At 61.9% G+C, this 17,209-nt stretch carries 14 protein-coding genes, 2 tRNA genes and 1 pseudogene; 4 read left to right on the forward strand and 13 right to left on the reverse strand.

What is annotated here, in order from left to right:
• Window positions 1-27 precede the first annotated feature (27 nt).
• The 4 genes from rpsR to rnr all read right to left on the reverse strand — a co-directional run bounded on the left by rpsR (window position 28) and on the right by rnr (window position 4,276).
• On the reverse strand, window positions 28-258 hold the full coding sequence (rpsR, locus tag G7016_RS00250; protein WP_040260021.1) for a 30S ribosomal protein S18: 231 nt from the start codon (window positions 256-258) through the stop codon (window positions 28-30).
• Window positions 259-286: 28 nt separating this feature from the next.
• Entirely contained in the window at window positions 287-712 is a 426-nt protein-coding gene (gene rpsF / locus G7016_RS00255) for a 30S ribosomal protein S6 (RefSeq protein WP_181110833.1), read from the reverse strand.
• 205 nt (window positions 713-917) lie between these two features.
• Entirely contained in the window at window positions 918-1,661 is a 744-nt protein-coding gene (gene rlmB / locus G7016_RS00260; protein WP_181110834.1) for a 23S rRNA (guanosine(2251)-2'-O)-methyltransferase RlmB, read from the reverse strand.
• Window positions 1,658-4,276: a ribonuclease R gene (gene rnr, locus G7016_RS00265; RefSeq protein ID WP_181110835.1), complete on the reverse strand. Its 2,619-nt coding sequence runs from the start codon at window positions 4,274-4,276 to the stop codon at window positions 1,658-1,660. Before rnr ends, rlmB begins: the two co-directional genes overlap by 4 nt.
• 209 nt (window positions 4,277-4,485) lie before the next feature.
• Here rnr and G7016_RS00270 point away from each other — a divergent pair.
• The 4 genes from G7016_RS00270 (at window position 4,486) to G7016_RS00285 (ending at window position 7,572) form a co-directional block, all read left to right on the forward strand.
• Window positions 4,486-4,572, forward strand: a tRNA-Leu gene (locus G7016_RS00270).
• A 182-nt stretch (window positions 4,573-4,754) separates the two neighbouring features.
• Window positions 4,755-4,841 (forward strand) — tRNA-Leu (locus G7016_RS00275).
• A 146-nt stretch (window positions 4,842-4,987) separates the two neighbouring features.
• Window positions 4,988-5,998, forward strand: a complete 1,011-nt coding sequence (locus G7016_RS00280; protein ID WP_181110836.1) for an iron ABC transporter substrate-binding protein — start codon at window positions 4,988-4,990, stop codon at window positions 5,996-5,998.
• The gene (locus tag G7016_RS00285; protein WP_181110837.1) at window positions 5,998-7,572 is read left to right on the forward strand and encodes an ABC transporter permease; all 1,575 of its coding nucleotides are present in this window, start codon (window positions 5,998-6,000) and stop codon (window positions 7,570-7,572) included. The genes G7016_RS00280 and G7016_RS00285 overlap by 1 nt, the downstream gene beginning before the upstream one ends.
• A 9-nt stretch (window positions 7,573-7,581) precedes the next feature.
• Here the strand turns inward: G7016_RS00285 and G7016_RS25760 are convergent, their stop codons facing one another.
• The 9 genes and pseudogenes from G7016_RS25760 to miaA form a co-directional block, all read right to left on the reverse strand.
• On the reverse strand, window positions 7,582-8,466 hold the full coding sequence (locus tag G7016_RS25760; protein WP_445674560.1) for a methyl-accepting chemotaxis protein: 885 nt from the start codon (window positions 8,464-8,466) through the stop codon (window positions 7,582-7,584).
• A 21-nt stretch (window positions 8,467-8,487) separates the two neighbouring features.
• A pseudogene (locus tag G7016_RS25765) lies at window positions 8,488-9,180 on the reverse strand (methyl-accepting chemotaxis protein); the annotation flags it as partial.
• A 473-nt stretch (window positions 9,181-9,653) separates the two neighbouring features.
• A complete protein-coding gene (locus G7016_RS00295; RefSeq protein ID WP_181110839.1) occupies window positions 9,654-10,946 on the reverse strand; it encodes an adenylosuccinate synthase in 1,293 nt (430 codons plus the stop codon).
• Between the two features lie 52 nt (window positions 10,947-10,998).
• Entirely contained in the window at window positions 10,999-12,186 is a 1,188-nt protein-coding gene (locus G7016_RS00300) for an ATP phosphoribosyltransferase regulatory subunit (protein WP_181110840.1), read from the reverse strand.
• A gap of 261 nt (window positions 12,187-12,447) precedes the next feature.
• A complete protein-coding gene (gene hflC / locus G7016_RS00305; RefSeq protein ID WP_181110841.1) occupies window positions 12,448-13,317 on the reverse strand; it encodes a protease modulator HflC in 870 nt (289 codons plus the stop codon).
• Window positions 13,317-14,477 carry an FtsH protease activity modulator HflK gene (gene hflK / locus G7016_RS00310; RefSeq protein ID WP_181110842.1) on the reverse strand — a complete coding sequence of 387 codons (1,161 nt, stop codon included), beginning with the start codon at window positions 14,475-14,477 and terminating at the stop codon, window positions 13,317-13,319. The genes hflC and hflK overlap by 1 nt, the downstream gene beginning before the upstream one ends.
• 96 nt (window positions 14,478-14,573) lie before the next feature.
• Window positions 14,574-15,875, reverse strand: coding sequence for a ribosome rescue GTPase HflX (gene hflX, locus G7016_RS00315; RefSeq protein WP_181110843.1), 1,302 nt, complete (start codon window positions 15,873-15,875; stop codon window positions 14,574-14,576).
• Window positions 15,876-15,889: 14 nt separating this feature from the next.
• Entirely contained in the window at window positions 15,890-16,150 is a 261-nt protein-coding gene (gene hfq, locus G7016_RS00320; protein ID WP_181110844.1) for an RNA chaperone Hfq, read from the reverse strand.
• 87 nt (window positions 16,151-16,237) lie between these two features.
• Window positions 16,238-17,209: a tRNA (adenosine(37)-N6)-dimethylallyltransferase MiaA gene (gene miaA, locus G7016_RS00325; RefSeq protein ID WP_181111276.1), complete on the reverse strand. Its 972-nt coding sequence runs from the start codon at window positions 17,207-17,209 to the stop codon at window positions 16,238-16,240.

Below are 17,209 nucleotides of genomic sequence, written 5' to 3' on the forward strand. Positions count from 1 at the left end.
CTTTACGGCTTGTCGACAAAGCCCGTATCAGCGGCCGTGGCTGTCGGTGTAAGGCAGCAGGGCCAGGAAGCGGGCGCGCTTGATAGCGGTAGCCAGCTGACGCTGATAACGAGCCTTGGTACCCGTGATACGGCTTGGAACGATCTTGCCGGTTTCAGATACGTAAGCTTTCAGGGTGTTGAGATCCTTGTAATCGATCTCTTTAACGTTTTCTGCGGTGAAGCGGCAGAATTTACGACGACGGAAGAAACGTGCCATTTAACAGGCTCCTCTAAAGATCCGTGGATTACTCGTCAGCGTTGTCGCTGTTGTCACTGTTGTCGCTGTCGTCGCCGTCGGCGCTTTCAGCTTGCTCAGGACGGTCACGACGCTCACGGCGCTCGCTGCGGTTTTCTTCAGCCTTGAGCATTTCGGACGGGCCGGTAACGGCTTCGTCGCGACGGATCACAAGGTTACGGATAACGGCATCGTTGTAGCGGAAGCTGTCTTCCAGCTCGGCCAGGGCCTTGCCGGTGCATTCGACGTTCAGCATCACGTAGTGAGCCTTGTGAACGTTGTTGATTGCATAGGCCAGTTGACGACGGCCCCAGTCTTCCAGGCGGTGAATCTTGCCACCGTCTTCTTCGATCAGCTTGGTGTAACGCTCGACCATGCCGCCGACTTGCTCGCTCTGATCCGGGTGGACCAGGAAGATGATTTCGTAATGACGCATGAATGCTCCTTACGGGTTGTAGCCTGCCGAGGTACCGGTCAGACAAGGAGTGAATAGTGCTTGGTACATGCCTAGGCGGGCGCTGGTAAGCCTGCCGCCAGGGCAAGGGGCGCAATTGTAGAGAAGGGCCTTGGGCAACGCAAGGTGATTGGCGAATATTTGACCAGCCGCCTATCCCGGGCGCTGAGCCCGGGAAGACGGGCCGTTAACGGCCCTGGCGCTGGCGCACCGCCTCGAACAGGCACACACCGGTTGCGACCGAAACGTTGAGGCTGCTGACACTGCCCGACATCGGCAGCTTGACCAGATGATCACAATGCTCGCGAGTAAGGCGGCGCATGCCCTTGCCTTCGGCACCCATCACCAGGACCAGCGGGCCGGTCAGGTCTTGCTGGTAGATTTCCTTCTCGGCTTCGCCGGCCGTGCCGACAACCCACAGCCCGCGCTGCTGGAGCTTTTCCAGGCTGCGCGCCAGGTTGGTCACGGCAACCAGTGGGATCACTTCCGCCGCGCCGCAGGCCACCTTGCGCACCACGGGGGTAAGCGTGGCGGACTTGTCCTTGGGAATGATCACGGCAAGGGCGCCAGCGGCGTCTGCGGTGCGCAGGCAGGCCCCGAGGTTGTGCGGGTCGGTCACGCCGTCGAGCACCAACAGCAAGGGTGGCCCCTCATGGCGGTCGAGCAGCTCGTCGAGCATGGCCTCGCCCCATACCTGGCTCGGGCTTACGTCAGCGACCACGCCCTGGTGAACGCCTTCTACCCAGGCGTCCAGCTCCCTGCGCTCAGCGGAGCCGACCGTAACGCGGTGTTCGCTTGCCAGCTGCAGCAAAGCTTGCAGCCGAGGCTCACTGCGGCCTTCGGACAGCCAGATGTGCTTGACCCGGCGCGGGTGGTGGCGCAACAGCGCTTCCACGGCATGCACGCCGTAGATCTTTTCCAACTGGCTCATGATTTTGCCTTGGCCTTGCGCGAGCCAGCCTTGGACGGCCCCTTGCGGTGTTTGGTGGGCTTGCCGCTATCGGCCTTGGCGGGCGCGCTCCGGGCGTCGCTCATCAGGGCTTTCTTCATTTCACGGCTTTTGCGTACTTCAGCGTTGTTGGCCGTGGCATGGGAGGCCCGATAGGCTTCGTCCACGGCTGGGTCCTTCCCTGCCTTGCGCTTGCGCGGGCTAGCGGGCGCTTGCGCAGGCTCGGCAGCCGGGGCGGCGACCGCCTCAGGCTTGCGCGAGCGGCCGGCGGGCGCGGTATCGGTGACCTTGCGCGATTTACGTGCGCCGGTACCGGTATTGCCGGCTCTGCCTGAGCTCTTCTCAGGGGCCTTGTCGGCCAGCTCGAAGTCGATCTTGCGCTCGTCCAGGTCTACGCGCATCACACGCACCTGCACGGTATCGCCCAAGCGGAAGCTACGCCCGGTTCGCTCGCCAGTGAGGCGATGGTGAACCTGGTCATAGTGGTAGTAGTCCCCCGGCAACGCCGAGACGTGGACCAGCCCTTCCACATAGATGTCGGTAAGCGCCACGAACAGGCCGAAACCGGTAGTCGCGGTAATGATGCCGGGGAATACTTCGCCCACGCGGTCCTTCATGAACTCGCACTTGAGCCAGTTCACTACGTCCCGGGTGGCTTCGTCGGCACGGCGCTCGGTCATCGAGCACTGTTCGCCCAGTTGCTCCAGCGCCGCTTCGTCGTACGGGTATATCCGCGCCTTGGGCATGGCCGCCGCTCCCGCGCGCACCACATGCGGGGTTTCCCGCTTGGAGCGGATCACGCTGCGGATGGCGCGGTGAACCAGCAGGTCGGGATAGCGGCGAATAGGCGAGGTAAAGTGGGTATAGGCCGGGTAATTCAGGCCGAAGTGGCCATTGTTGTCCGAGGTATAGACCGCCTGGCTCAGCGAGCGGAGCATCACGGTCTGGATCAGCTGGAAGTCCGGGCGATCCTTGATACGCTCGAGCAGCGCCTGGTAATCCTTGGGCGTCGGCCCCTCCTTCCCTTTGTGCAAGGCAAGGCCCAGCTCACCCAGGAAGGCCTGCAGCTTCTCAAGACGCTCCGGCGGTGGGCCGTCGTGAACGCGGAACAGCGCGGGCACTTCGTGTTTCTTGAGGAATTCGGCGGTAGCCACGTTAGCGGCCAGCATGCATTCCTCGATCAACTTGTGCGCGTCGTTGCGAGTGGTCGGGCGGATTTCCGCGATCTTGCGATCCTCGCCAAAGACGATACGGGTTTCCTGGGTTTCGAAGTCGATCGCGCCCCGGGTGTGACGGCCCGCCAAAAGCACCTGGTAGAGCGCGTACAGCTGCTTGAGGTGAGGCAGCACCTGGCCGTATTCACCACGCAGCGCCTTGGCTTCCGCGGTACGGCTATGCTCGAGCATCGTGCTGACCTTGTTGTAGGTCAGGCGCGCGTGGGAATGGATAACCGCTTCGTAGAACTTGTAGTCGACCATTTGCCCGCTTTTGGAAATGGTCATCTCGCAAACCATTGCCAAGCGATCCACGTGCGGGTTGAGCGAGCAGAGGCCGTTGGACAGCTCCTCGGGCAGCATCGGGATCACCCGTTCCGGGAAGTACACAGAGTTGCCGCGCACCTGCGCCTCGGCGTCCAGCGCCGAGTCGATCTTCACATAGCTGGATACGTCGGCAATGGCCACGTAAAGCCGCCAGCCGCCGGAAAACATCTTGATACGGCCCGTGGGCTCGCAATAGACCGCATCGTCGAAGTCCCGCGCGTCTTCGCCGTCGATGGTCACGAACGGCAGGTGACGCAGGTCGACACGGTTAGCCTTGTGCTTGTCTTCAACTTCCGGCTTGAGCCGCGCCGCTTCTTTTTCGACAGCCTCGGGCCACACATTGGGAATGTCGTAGCTGCGCAGGGCAACGTCGATTTCCATCCCGGGGGCCATATAGTTGCCCAGTACTTCAACCACGTCGCCCTGCGGCTGGAAGCGAGCCGTTGGCCAGTGGGTGATCTTGATCTCGACGAACTGGCCCACGCGCGCGCCGCCATTGCGGCCGGGGGTTACCAGCACTTCCTGCTGTACCTTGGGGTTATCCGCCTGGACGAAGCCAATGCCACCTTCTTCGAAGTACCGCCCCACGATGGTTTCATGAGCACGGCTCACCACTTCTACCAGCGCGCCTTCACGGCGGCCGCGACGGTCGAGCCCGGAAACCCGCGCCAGGGCTCGGTCGCCATCGAACACAAGGCGCATCTGAGCCGGGCTGAGGAAGAGGTCGTCGCTGCCATCGTCGGGGATCAGGAAGCCGAAACCATCACGGTGGCCACTGACGCGCCCGGCAATCAGGTCGAGTTTGTCGACCGGCGCGTAGGTGCCGCGCCGGGTATAAATAAGCTGAGCATCGCGCTCCATCGCTCGCAGGCGGCGACGCAGGGCTTCGATCTGGTCTTCGGTCCCCAGGCCGAACTCCTCGACCAGCTGCTCGCGGCTCGCTGGAGAACCACGCTCGGCGAGGTGGTGCAGGATCAATTCACGGCTGGGGATAGGATTATCGTATTTTTCCGCTTCACGAGCGGCCTCGGGATCGAGGGACTGCCAATCGGCCATTAGAGAGTGTTCACCTTGTGTGATATGCAAGTTAGTTTGGCATACCCCTGTGGAAACGGGAAATTCCAGCACTTTATAGCGCGCCACAGCCTTTGCGGCGCCCCTTTGAGGCCTCACCGCTTGGGCCCGAATATTTTTGCAGCCAGGGGTTTACACTGCAATACAGCGACCGTATAGTGCGCGCCATCGACGACGCAAGTGGTCGATTTGCCCAGATGGTGAAATTGGTAGACACGCCAGCTTCAGGTGTTGGTGGCCTTACGGCCGTGGAAGTTCGAGTCTTCTTCTGGGCACCATCTTCAAACGCGAGACTACCTCAGTCCATCGCGTTCCAAAAGCCCGCGAAAGCGGGCTTTTGCATTTCAGCTCCCCGCTACGCCCAACCTGATTCCGCAGCCTCATTTTTTTCAAAAAGGGGTTTACAGCCTCAATCGGCAGCCGTATAGTGCGCGCCATCGACGACGCCAGTCTTCGATATGCCCAGGTGGTGAAATTGGTAGACACGCCAGCTTCAGGTGTTGGTGGCTTTACGGCCGTGGAAGTTCGAGTCTTCTCCTGGGCACCAAATTCAAGCGTCAGCGCTTCAAAAAACCCGCTCACAAGCGGGTTTTTTTGTGCCCATCGGAAATGTTTGCCAATCAAATACGCCCGCATTCGAGAAGCGATCTCCTTTATACTTGCGCCCTTTTGTACCCATGGAGATACGCTCGGATGTCAATGCGAATTGCCCTCCTGCGCCTGTGCGCCGTGCCAGCCCTGGCACTGGCCCTGGTCACTGGTGCTGCCCAGGCCGCCGACGCCCCCGCCCTTACGCTTTACAACGGCCAGCACAAGGAATTGGGCGAGGCGATTGCCAAGGCGTTCGAAGCCAGTACCGGCATTCATGTAAACGTGCGAAAGGGCAGCAGCAATCAGCTGGCAAGCCAGATCATGGAAGAAGGCGCCCGCTCCCCCGCCGACGTTATCTACAGCGAGGAATCTCCCCCGCTCAATGCCCTGGGCGAAAAAGGCTTCCTGGCGGTTACCGATAAAGGCACGCTGGACGCATTGCCGCCCGACTATGTCGCGAAGGACGGCACCTGGATCGGTATCACGGCCCGTGTTCGTGTCGTGGCATACAACCCGAGCCTGGTCGCTGAAAAAGACATGCCCGCCTCGGTGATGGATTTTGCCCGCCCGGAGTGGAACGGCAAGATCGGCTTCGTTCCCACCAGCGGAGCGTTCCAGGAGCAGGCCGTGGCTGTGCTTCGGCTCAAGGGTGAAGAGGCTGCCGAAGAATGGCTTACAGGCCTCAAGGCCTACGGCAAGACCTACGCCAACAATATGGTGGCGATCAAGGCAGTCGAGAACGGCGAAATTGCGGCAGTATTGGTGAACAACTACTACTGGTACGCACTCAAGCGCGAAAAGGGCGAGCTCAAGTCGCAGCTGTACTATTTCAAGAACAAGGACCCGGGCGCCCTGGTAAGCATATCCAGCGCGGCCGTGGTGAAGGCCAGCAAGCACCCGAAGGAAGCCCAGCAACTACTGGCATGGATGACCAGCGAGGAAGGCCAGCGGGTCATCACCCGTGCGCAGGCCGAATACCCGCTGCGCAAGGGCATGGTGTCCGATCAAGGGCTCAAGCCTTTCGAGGAACTTGAAGCGCCGGACATCACCCCCGCTGACATCGGCAATGCCGAAGAAGCGCTGGACCTCCAACGTGACGTCGGCTTGAACTGATGACAGCGCAGGCTCAGCTTCCGCCGGCCGCTACGCTGCCCCGGGGGATCAAGGGAAAGCGACCGTCCGCCTGGCTGGTCGCGCCTGTATTGCTGCTCGTTGGGCTGAGCCTCCTGCCGCTGGCCTATGTCACCATACGTACCGCCGAAGCCGGCTGGCACGACATTGCCCGCCTGCTGCTCCGGCCTTATGTCTATAGCCTGCTGGTCAATACCCTTACGTTACTTGCCGGCGTTACCGTGGCGTGCGCGATTGCCGGCACCCTGCTCGCATGGCTGCTGGAACGCACCAACCTGTGGGGGCGGCGTGCGTGGGGCGTGATCCTGTGCCTGCCGTTCGCGGTGCCTTCGTTCGTGTCGAGCTTTACCTGGGTGTCCCTCAGCTCCGGCTTCGAAGGCCTGGGCGGTGCCATCCTCATCATGAGCCTGTCCAAATACCCTCTGGTATTTCTGCCCGTTGCAGCCACGTTGCGCAATCTGGACCATTCGCTGGAAGAGTCCGCCCGGCTGCTGGGGGCGAACCGGAGCAGGCTGTTCTTCAGCATCACCCTGCCGCTGCTCTGGCCTTCCATCCTTGCCGGTAGCCTTCTGATCGCGCTGCACATGCTGGTCGAGTTCGGTGCCCTGTCGATTCTGAACGTTCGCACCTTTACCACCGCGATCTACCAGCAGTTCGAGCTGGAATTCAGCAACGCCAACGCCGCCATGCTTTCCGCCGTACTGCTGGTGCTGTGCCTGGGCTTCCTGTGGCTGGAGTTGAAGGCGCGTGGGCGAGCACGCCATGTACGCACGGGCCAAGGCGTGGCTCGTCACGCGGCACCGGTGCGGCTGCCGGTGTGGGCCGGGCTTTGCGGCCAAGGCTTCTGCGCCGCGCTCGCCATCCTGGGCAGTGGAGTGCCGCTGGTGATGCTGGGCTACTGGCTGGCCCAGGGAAGCTCGGCGGCCTTCCCGGTTGTTGCCATTGGCCAGGCACTATTGTCGTCGCTCGGCCTGTCGCTCGCGGGCGCGGCGGTATCCCTGTTACTGGCGCTGCCGGTGGGCCTGCTGGTGGTGCGGTACCGCGGCAGCCTGGCCATCTGGGCGGAAAGGCTTCCGTACCTGCTGCATGCCTTGCCCGGGCTGGTGATCGCGCTAACGCTGGTGTATTTCTCTCTCCACTATATACCAGCGCTGTACCAGACCACGGCGTTGCTAGTGATTGCCTACGCCCTGCTGTTCCTGCCCTTGGCGCAAGGGCCAGTGCGTACCGCCCTGACGAAGGCCGCTCCGCAGCTTGAAGAGGCGGCGCGTACCTTGGGTGCAGGGGCGTTCAAGGCGTTTTGCAAGGTTACCCTGCCTATCATCTTCCCGGCGCTGGCGGCTGCCTTCGCGCTGGTGTTCCTCGACGCAATGAAAGAGCTCACCGCAACGCTGTTGCTCAGCCCCACGGGCACCACCACCTTGGCTACCGAGGTGTGGGCGCACACGTCGAACATGGAGTTCGCCGCCGCCGCGCCCTTCGCCGCCTTGCTGATTCTCGTGTCCGGGCTACCGGTGTACCTTCTCACCACCCGCATGTACCTTAGCCGCCGCTAGCGGCGTGGATCACGCGCGGAACTGACCAAGGCTTGCCCGCAGCTGGTGGGCAAGGCGGTCGAGCACCTTACTGCTGGCAGTCGTCTGCAACACAACCTGCGCCGATTGTTCGGCCTGGGCGTGAATCACTTCTACCCGGCCCTTTACGGCCTGCGCCCCCTGCGCCTGATGTTGCGCGGCGCGGGTAGCCAGGTCGATGACGGCATGCACTTGCTCCACCGATGCCTGGACGGTTTGCTGCAGCCTCGACGCATCCCGCAGTACGCGCAACCCTTCGCTGGCCTGGCGGCCCGCCTGGCCAATGGCGGTGACCGCTTCGCGCGCACCGGCTTGAAGCGCGCCAATATGCGCCTGGATATCGCCCGTGGAGCTCTGGGTTTTACTCGCCAGCGCCCGAACCTCATCAGCGACCACGGCAAAGCCTCGCCCAGTCTCTCCTGCCCTCGCCGCTTCGATCGCGGCATTGAGTGCAAGCAGGTTGGTCTGCTCGGCAATACCATGGATCACGGTCAGCACCACCTCGATCTGCTGGCTTTGCGTAGCCAGCCGCTCGATCACTTGCGAGCCAGTTTCCACCTGCCCCGCCAGGGCCTCTATCAAGCTTCCGACTTGCGTAGACGCCTTGGTATTGGCATCCGTGGCCTGGCGGATCTCAGCCACCTGTTTCAATGCGGCCTGCATCGCAATACTTTCCGCCTGAGCCTCATCTGCCATCTGAGCCAACGCCTGCAAGCTGGCAGCCACTTCGTCGCGCTGACGTTCGGCGGCGGCATCGGCACCGGCATTGCGTTGCGTCATGGCACCGATTTCCTGGCCAGTGCGTTGCGCCACATCGCCGGCCTCGCGCACGATGGGTTGCAACTTGGCCACGAAACGGTTCACCGCGCCGGCCATGTCTCCTATTTCGTCGTTGCTGTTCAGCGCTACCCGCTTGGTCAGGTCGCCTTCACCGGCAGCCAGGTCATCCAGTGCACTGATCAGCAGGCGCAATTTGTTCACTACTCTGTGCCCAAGCACCACAGCCAGTGCCAGCAACACACCCAGCGCAACCACGGCCAGGCCTGCGCCGATTCTCCAACGGAGCACTTCAGCGGCCTCACTCACAGCGTGATGAGTATTGGCCTGCATTTCCTTGGCGGCGCCTTGGGCGCTTTCAAGACGGTCACGCAACACCCGCGAGCTCTCGGCGGCTGCGCCGGAAACACTATCGGCGACCAGTTGATCACCACTGGCTATAAGATCGTTGAAGCGCTTGTCCAGGGCTGCCAGCTCGGCATCCACCCCAGCCGTGGACACACCCATACGCACCTTGCCGATTTCCGCACCGTTCGGGCTGATGGGTGCCTCAACGTAATAAACCGAAGGGTCGTTACGAGCAGCATCGAGTACCTTTTCCAGCGGCCGCTCACCTTGCCCCTTTTCAATCAGAGCCTGGTTGATGGGGTTGTCCCGGTTCAGGTAACGGGTCAGGTGTTGCCCGGTCGCGTCGTCGTAGATGACGAATAACACGTTGGGATTACGCTGCGCTCGGCGGGCAAATTCTGACAAGGTAGGAATGTCGTTATCCCACATGGCTCGGGGAGCGACAGAGGCAAGCAGCTCGGCCATATCATTGGCCGACTCCTTGATGCTGTGTTCGAGGGTAGCGCGAACCTGCTTCTGCTCATCGGTGAGCCGGCTGGATAGCCCCGCCGCCAAGCGCTGCCGAGTGCTGGCAGAGAGTTTGTCCAGGCTGCTGGTCAGGTCCTGCCCTGCCTGGTTGAGCTCATTCCCAAGCCGCTGGCTATCTGCCCCCAGCCGAACGCCCAGGTCGGTCTCCAGCGCGGCGACTGTGCTCCGAGTAAGTGCTACCGCCACCAGAACCTGCACCAAAAGAGCAATTCCCAGGGCAAGGAACACGGGGCGCAGCAAGCGGCTGCGAAAGAGCGAAAGAATGGCCGACACGGGTAAGTCCTCTGATCCAGTGCCATTAAAACAATGGCGCACACGCTGATGGATCTTCCCAGCAATCCCCGTGCCGAGCAGGCGGCAAAAACGACAAAGGGCCCCATGTGGGACCCTTTGTCTTAAACACCAATGGCTTACGCGAACGGGTGGCGCAGCACGATGGTTTCGTTGCGGTCCGGGCCCGTCGAAATAATGTCGATCGGCGCACCTACCAGCTCTTCCACACGCTTGATGTAAGCACGGGCATTGGCCGGCAATTCTTCCAGGCTTTTCGCGCCCAGCGTGGACTCGCTCCACCCCGGTACGTCTTCGTACACTGGCTGCAGGCCAATGTAGCTGTCTGCATCGGTTGGCGCATCGATGACGGCACCGGCTTCGTTCTTGTAGCCAACGCAGATGCGGATGGTTTCAAGGCCGTCGAGCACGTCCAGCTTGGTCAGGCACAGGCCCGAGATGCTGTTGATTTCGATAGCGCGGCGCAGAATGACAGCGTCGAACCAGCCGCAGCGACGGGCGCGGCCAGTGGTTGCGCCGAATTCGTGCCCACGCTTGGCGAGGAAGGCGCCAACGTCGTCGAACAGTTCAGTGGGGAACGGACCCGAGCCTACACGGGTGGTGTAGGCCTTGGTGATGCCCAGGATGTAATCCAGGTACATCGGGCCGAAGCCGGAACCGGTAGCGATGCCGCCCGCAGTGGTGTTGGAGCTGGTGACGAAGGGGTAGGTGCCGTGGTCGATGTCCAGCAGCGAGCCTTGAGCGCCTTCGAACATGATGTCCTTGTCGGCCTTGCGCAGCGCGTGCAGTTCGGCAGTGACATCCTGCATCATCGGTTGCAGCAGCTCGGCGTAGCCCATGCATTCATCCAGCGTTTGCTGGAAGTCGATTGCAGGCTCTTTGTAGTAATTCACCAGTACGAAGTTGTGGTAGTCCAGCAACTCGCCCAGCTTGGCGGCAAAACGCTCGCGGTGGAACAGGTCGCCCACGCGCAGGCCGCGACGCGCAACCTTGTCTTCGTAAGCAGGGCCGATACCACGGCCAGTGGTACCGATCTTGTGCTCGCCGCGTGCTTTTTCGCGCGCCTGGTCCAGAGCTACGTGGTACGACAGGATCAACGGGCAGGCCGGGCTGATGCGCAGACGCTCACGCACGGGCACGCCCTTCTCTTCCAGCTTGATGATCTCGCGCATCAGCGCATCGGGAGCAACGACCACGCCGTTGCCGATCAGGCACTGCACGCCGTCACGCAGGATGCCGGACGGGATCAGGTGCAGCACGGTCTTCTCACCGTCGATTACCAGCGTATGGCCGGCATTGTGGCCACCCTGGTAACGCACGACCGCGGCAGCATGTTCGGTGAGCAGATCGACGATCTTGCCTTTGCCCTCATCACCCCATTGGGTGCCCAGGACGACGACATTCTTACCCATAACACTTGTCCTCATTGGCGCAAACTTGGTGCCGACCGCGGCCGGCGTGAACTCAGGAAACCAGCGGTGCCACTTCCCAGCAACCGCCCTGCAGAATGAGCTGGCGGTCACAGCCCGCCTCGCGGGCGGCCGCCGTGGCCTGCCCGGGTAATGCCTGTACAACGCGCTCGCCACGCGAGCGCAGGCCACATACGGTTTGCCACAGCGCGGTATCCGGGCTGTCGGGCATCCAGATGCCGCCCTCGGGCAATTCGACCTCTGCGCGCCCCAGCGTAACCAAGGTTTTCAGGTCGGTGGAAAAACCCGTCGCCGGCCGGGCACGGCCGAAGTCGGCTCCGAAGTCGTCATAGCGGCCGCCTTGGGCGATGGACTGGCCTACACCCGGCACGAACGCGGCGAACACAACCCCGGTGTGATAGTGATAGCCGCGCAACTCGCCAAGGTCGAAGTACAGTGGAAGGCCCGGGAAGCGGGCGGCCAGCCGTTCAGCCAACTCCAGCAATTCATCCAGTGCCGCCAGCACCGGCGCCGGAGCGCCGCCGAGAATCTCCCGCGCCTGGCCCAGTACCGAGCGGTCCCCAGAGAGATTGACCAGCGCCCGCAGCATCCGTGCGGGGCCTGCGGCCACACCTTCGGTAAGTTCGAACACTTCATCCGTGGCCTTGCGTTGCAGCGCGTCGAACAGGCGCTGTTCGGTCTCGCCCGAGAGGCCAGCGGCGCGGGCCAGCCCGCGGTAGATACCTACGTGGCCCAGGTCCATGTGCACATCCGGCACCTGCCACAGTTCCAGCATCGCCAGCATCAGGCTGATCACTTCCAGGTCGCTGCCGATACTGGCGTCGCCGTACAGTTCCGCACCGAGCTGGATCGGGCTGCGCGAATTGGAAAGTGCGCGAGGGTTGGCGTGCAGCACGCTACCGGCATAACACAGCCGGCTCGGCCCTTCGCGGCGCAGGGAGTGTGCGTCGATGCGCGCTACCTGAGGGGTGATGTCCGCGCGAAAGCCCATCTGGCGGCCCGACAACGGGTCGACCACCTTGAAGGTGCGCAGGTCCAGGTCCTGGGAAGCGCCAACCAGCAGCGACTCCAGGTATTCGATGTGCGGCGTTACGACGAATTCGTAGCCCCAGCTCTGGAACAGATCCAGTACCTGGCGCCGCGCGACTTCGATACGTGCGGCCTCCGGTGGCAGTACTTCCTCGATACCATCCGGCAAGAGCCAGCGGTCTACCGTTGCCATTACCCCATCCCCTTTGTTCCGGGCGGTGGGCTCATGCTGGCCCACCCTTGAGTGAAGCAGATACTGCCGCGCAGGCGCGAAAACCATAGCGCTTGCCGCGCCACGGGGCAGTGTCCTCGAAAAACCTTGGGGCCCGCACGGCCATCGGACCTTGCAGACGCAAAAAAGCCGGGAATTTCCCGGCTGCCGCATGATACACAGGTTTGGCCGGCGGATCACCCCGCCAGGCAGTCACCTGCCCAGCGGGAACCTGTAAGGCACTTACGGCTTGGCCCGTTCCATGTAGCGGAAAAAATCGCTGCTGGGGTCGAGCACCAGCACATCGCCCTTGGTGGAGAAGCCTTGCCGGTAGGCCTGCAGGCTACGATAGAACCCGTAGAATTCCGGGTCCTGGTTGTACGCCTTGGCATAGATGGAAGCAGCCTGCGCATCGCCGTCACCGCGTACCTCTTCAGACTCACGGTATGCCTCGGCCAGCAGCACGCGCCGCTGACGATCGGCGTCCGCGCGGATACCTTCGGCCAACTCGTTACCCTTGGCGCGGTGCTCCCGGGCTTCGCGCTCGCGCTCGGTGCTCATGCGCTCGAATACGCTGCGGTTCACTTCCTTGGGCAGGTCGATGGACTTGACCCGAACATCGACCACTTCAATACCCAGCTCCTGATCCGCCATGCGGTTCAGCGAAGCGGTGATGTCCGCCATCAGGGCATCGCGCTCACCCGAAACCACTTCATGCAGGGTGCGTTTACCGAACTGGTCACGCAGGCCCGACTCCAGCCGGCGCGCCAGGCGCTCGTCCGCAGTGGCCTTCATACCCGCTGTCGCGGTGTAGAAGCGATCGGCGTCCTTCACCCGCCATTTGGCGTAGGCATCGACCATCACCGCTTTTTTCTCGAGCGTGAGGAAACGCTGGGTAGGTGCATCCAGGGTCATCAGGCGCGCGTCGAAACGGCGCACCTGGTTCATGTAGGGCACCTTCATGTGCAAGCCAGGTTGCACGTCGGCCTCTACCACTCGACCGAAGCGCAGCAGAACTGCCCGCTCGGTTTGCGAAACGATATAGAAGCTGTTCCATAGCACCACCACGGCGACTACACCGACGATAAGCGCGATTACGGATCTATTGCCCATCAGCGGCTCTCCCTGGTACGCAACTCTCGCTGCTGCTGTTGCAGGTCGCCAGCGCTACGCCCCGCGGAATCCGAGGGAGGGTTGACCGCCGGCTGTGCCGGGGCCGGGCTGCGGCCTTTTTCCATCAGTTTGTCCAGCGGCAGGTAGAGCATGTTGTTCTGGCCCTTGCTGGAAACCAGCACCTTGCTGGTATTGCTGTACACATCCTGCATGGTTTCGAGGTACAGGCGCTCGCGGGTTACATCCGGCGCCTTGCGGTACTCGGCCAGCAATTTGCTGAAGCGGTCGGCCTCACCTTTGGCGCGGGAAACCACTTCGTCCCGGTAACCATTGGCATCCTCGATGATGCGCTGCGCCTGGCCGCGTGCCTCGGGCACCACGCCATTGGCATAGGTTTCGGCCTGGTTGCGGGCGCGCTGTTCGTCTTCACGGGCCCGGATCACGTCGTCGAACGCTTCCTGAACTTCCCGCGGTGCGGCAGCGCTCTGTACGTTCACCTGGGTCACGCTGATACCGGTGCGATAGGTATCGAGGAACCGCTGAAGGCGCTCCTTGATTTCGCCGGCCATTTGAACGCGGCCTTCGGTAAGTACCTGGTCCATCGCAGTGGAACCGACTACATGGCGCAATGCACTGTCGGTGGCATGCTGGAGGCTGACTTCCGGCTGGTCCACGTTGAGTACGAAATCGCGCAGGTTCACGATCTTGTACTGAACGGTCAGCGGAACCTCGACGATGTTCTCGTCTTCGGTCAGCATCTGGCCCTGCTTGCTGTAGGCGCGCTCACGCGTGACGTTCTCGAGGAACTTGCGATCGATCGGCGGGAAATAGATGTTCAGGCCTGGCCCTACGGTTTCGTAGTACTTGCCAAACCGGAGAATGACCGCCTGCTCCTGCTCGTCCACCACATAGACGGCACTGTACAGCCAGATGGCTGCCAGAACGGCCAGGCCAATGCCCAGCAGGCCTAACCCGCCCCCCTTCGACCCCGTCGGCTCGCCGCCGCGGCGCTTGCCGCCCCCGAACAGGCCGTTCAGGCTTTCCTGCAGCTTGCGAAAGGCTTCGTCCAGGTCCGGTGGCCCCTTGCGATCACCGCCCTTGCGGCCACCCCATGGGTCCTGGTTATTCGAATTGCCACCACCCGGCTCATTCCAAGCCATAGCGCTCTCCATCAGATAAAGCTAAGACGCACCCGCGGCGCGTCGGCCAATGCTACAGAATGCGAGCCCTCCCGACCAAACCAACGCGGAGAGCTTTTATTGCAAAGTGTGTTCCTGGATGAATTCCAGAGGTTTCAAGCCCTCCCGGCTAACCAGCCGGTTCAACTCTACCCGGGGTAAACGCACATCGAGCAAACTGGCGCCACTCTCGTCATGGGCTTCGCTCTGCACCGCGCCGGACGAGAAGAATTGCGCCCTGAGGCGCCCCAGCTGCTGAGGCAACCGCAGGGTTGCCACGAAAAGGTCCTCACCGAGCAGTTCGGCAATCGCCTTGCCAACGAGCTCCAGGCCCCGGCCATCCCGCGCCGACACCCATACCCGTTGCGGCTTGCCGTCTTCGCCACGCTGGATGTGCGGCTCTACCGCCTCCAGGAGGTCGAGCTTGTTATACACCTCGAGAATCGGCAGCCCTTGCGCGCCGATCTCGGTGAGCACAGCCATTACTTGCTCAACCTGCGCCATTCGCTCGGGTTCATGAGCGTCGATCACATGCAACAGCAGGTCGGAGCTGGCGGATTCTTCGAGCGTGGCCCGGAATGCCTCGACCAGCTTGTGCGGCAGGTGGCGAATGAAGCCTACGGTGTCGGCCAACACGATCGGGCCGATGTCCGCCAACTCCAGCCGCCGCAGCGTAGGGTCAAGCGTTGCGAACAGTTGATCCGCCGCGTAAACGTCGGACTGGGTAATGGCATTGAACAGGGTCGACTTGCCGGCGTTGGTATAGCCCACCAGGGACACTGACGGAATATCCGCGCGCTTGCGGCCTCGGCGGGCCTGTTCGCGCTGGCTGCGGACCTTTTCCAGCCGCGCCTTGATCTGCCGCAGGCGAACCCGTAGCAGGCGACGGTCGGTTTCAAGCTGGGTTTCCCCCGGGCCACGTAGCCCGATCCCGCCTTTCTGCCGCTCAAGGTGCGTCCACCCGCGTACAAGGCGGGTGCTCATGTGCTCCAGCTGGGCCAGTTCGACCTGCAGCTTGCCTTCATGGGTACGGGCGCGCTGAGCGAAGATATCGAGGATAAGCCCGGTGCGGTCGAGTACGCGGCATTCGAAGGCGCGCTCGAGGTTACGCTCCTGGCTGGGCGTGAGGGTGTGATTGAAGATAACGAGATCGACTTCGCCGGCCTTTACCTGCTCGCGCAGCTCGTCGACCTTACCGGTACCGATCAGGTATTTGGCCGTCGGCTGATGACGCGAGACGCTCACGAAAGCGATTGTCTCGGCACCTGCCGAGGCTGCCAACTCCTGAAACTCCTGCGGGTCTTCGCGCGCCTCAGGGTCTTGTCCATCCAGATGAACGAGAATTGCCCGTTCACCACCACCGTGGCGCTCAAAGAACAAAGGAGGCTCCTATATCAGGCGTTTCCGGGTTCGGCGTCGGCTTGTTCGGCGTCACCAGCGCTTGGCAGGCGAATCGGGCGAACGGGAACGACGGTAGAGATTGCGTGCTTGTAGACCATCTGGCTGACAGTGTTCTTCAACAGGATCACGAACTGGTCAAACGATTCGATAGTACCCTGCAGCTTGATGCCGTTTACCAGATAAATCGACACCCCCACTTTTTCTTTACGCAATGTGTTCAAGTAAGGGTCTTGTAGCGAATGCCCTTTTGACATGTGCCGCACTCCTTTAAGGATCAATAAAAAGACTTCAAAAATAATAGCTGACCGGCTTTCCCCCAAGGATAGACGGCAACGCATGACTCAGCTCAATATGGAGATCGAACCAAGGTATTTCAAGGACTGCGTCAGATTGTCGCTAGCAAGGCTGTCGAGCCACTTCAGGTCATCCCAGCCGCGCAACCAGGTGAATTGCCGTTTGGCCAACTGGCGCGTTGCAATAATGCCCCGCTCTTTCATTTCATCGGCAGATAGCCTGCCGTCGAGATGATCCCACACCTGCCGATACCCGACCGCCCTGATGGAAGGCAAGCCTGCGTGCAGGTCTCCTCTGCTACGCAACTGTCTGACCTCACCGATGAAACCCTGTTCAAGCATTTGTTCGAACCGCTGGGCAATGCGCGCATGCAACACCGACCGCTCGGCCGGTGCGATGGCAAGGCTGGCGACAGTATAGGGTAATTGAAGCGTGGCCGACGCGCCTGGCGCGCCATTTTCAGCAATTTGCCGCAGGCGTAGGTCGGTCATGCTTATACCGCCGGCATGGAAGACTTCCAGCGCGCGGATGATCCGCTGCGGATCGTTGGGATGAATCCGGGCAGCCGAGACGGGGTCCACCTTGCTTAATTCGGCATGCAATGCCTGCAACCCTTCGGCCTCAGCCTGAGCCTCCAGCGCCTGGCGGATGGCGGGATCGGCGCTCGGCATGTCGGCGAGTCCGTCCAGCAAGGCCTTGAAATAGAGCATGGTGCCGCCCACCAGCAAGGGAATTCGCCCCCGCGCAGTGATCTCGGCCATGGCCTCCAGCGCATCGCGGCGAAAATCCGCTGCGGAGTAGGCCTGGGCAGGGTCAAGAATATCCACCAGACGGTGTGGGAATTCGGCCAGCTGTTGCTTCGAAGGTTTGGCCGTACCGATATCCATGCTCTTGTAGACGAGGGCCGAATCCACGCTGACCAGGTCGCAGGGCAGTATCCGCGCCAGCTCCATGGCAAGGTCGGTCTTACCGGAAGCCGTAGGCCCCATCAGGAAGATGGCGGGCGGCAATCTGGACAT

The organism is Pseudomonas japonica (genome assembly GCF_013522925.1).
Taxonomy (GTDB): domain Bacteria; phylum Pseudomonadota; class Gammaproteobacteria; order Pseudomonadales; family Pseudomonadaceae; genus Aquipseudomonas; species Aquipseudomonas japonica_A.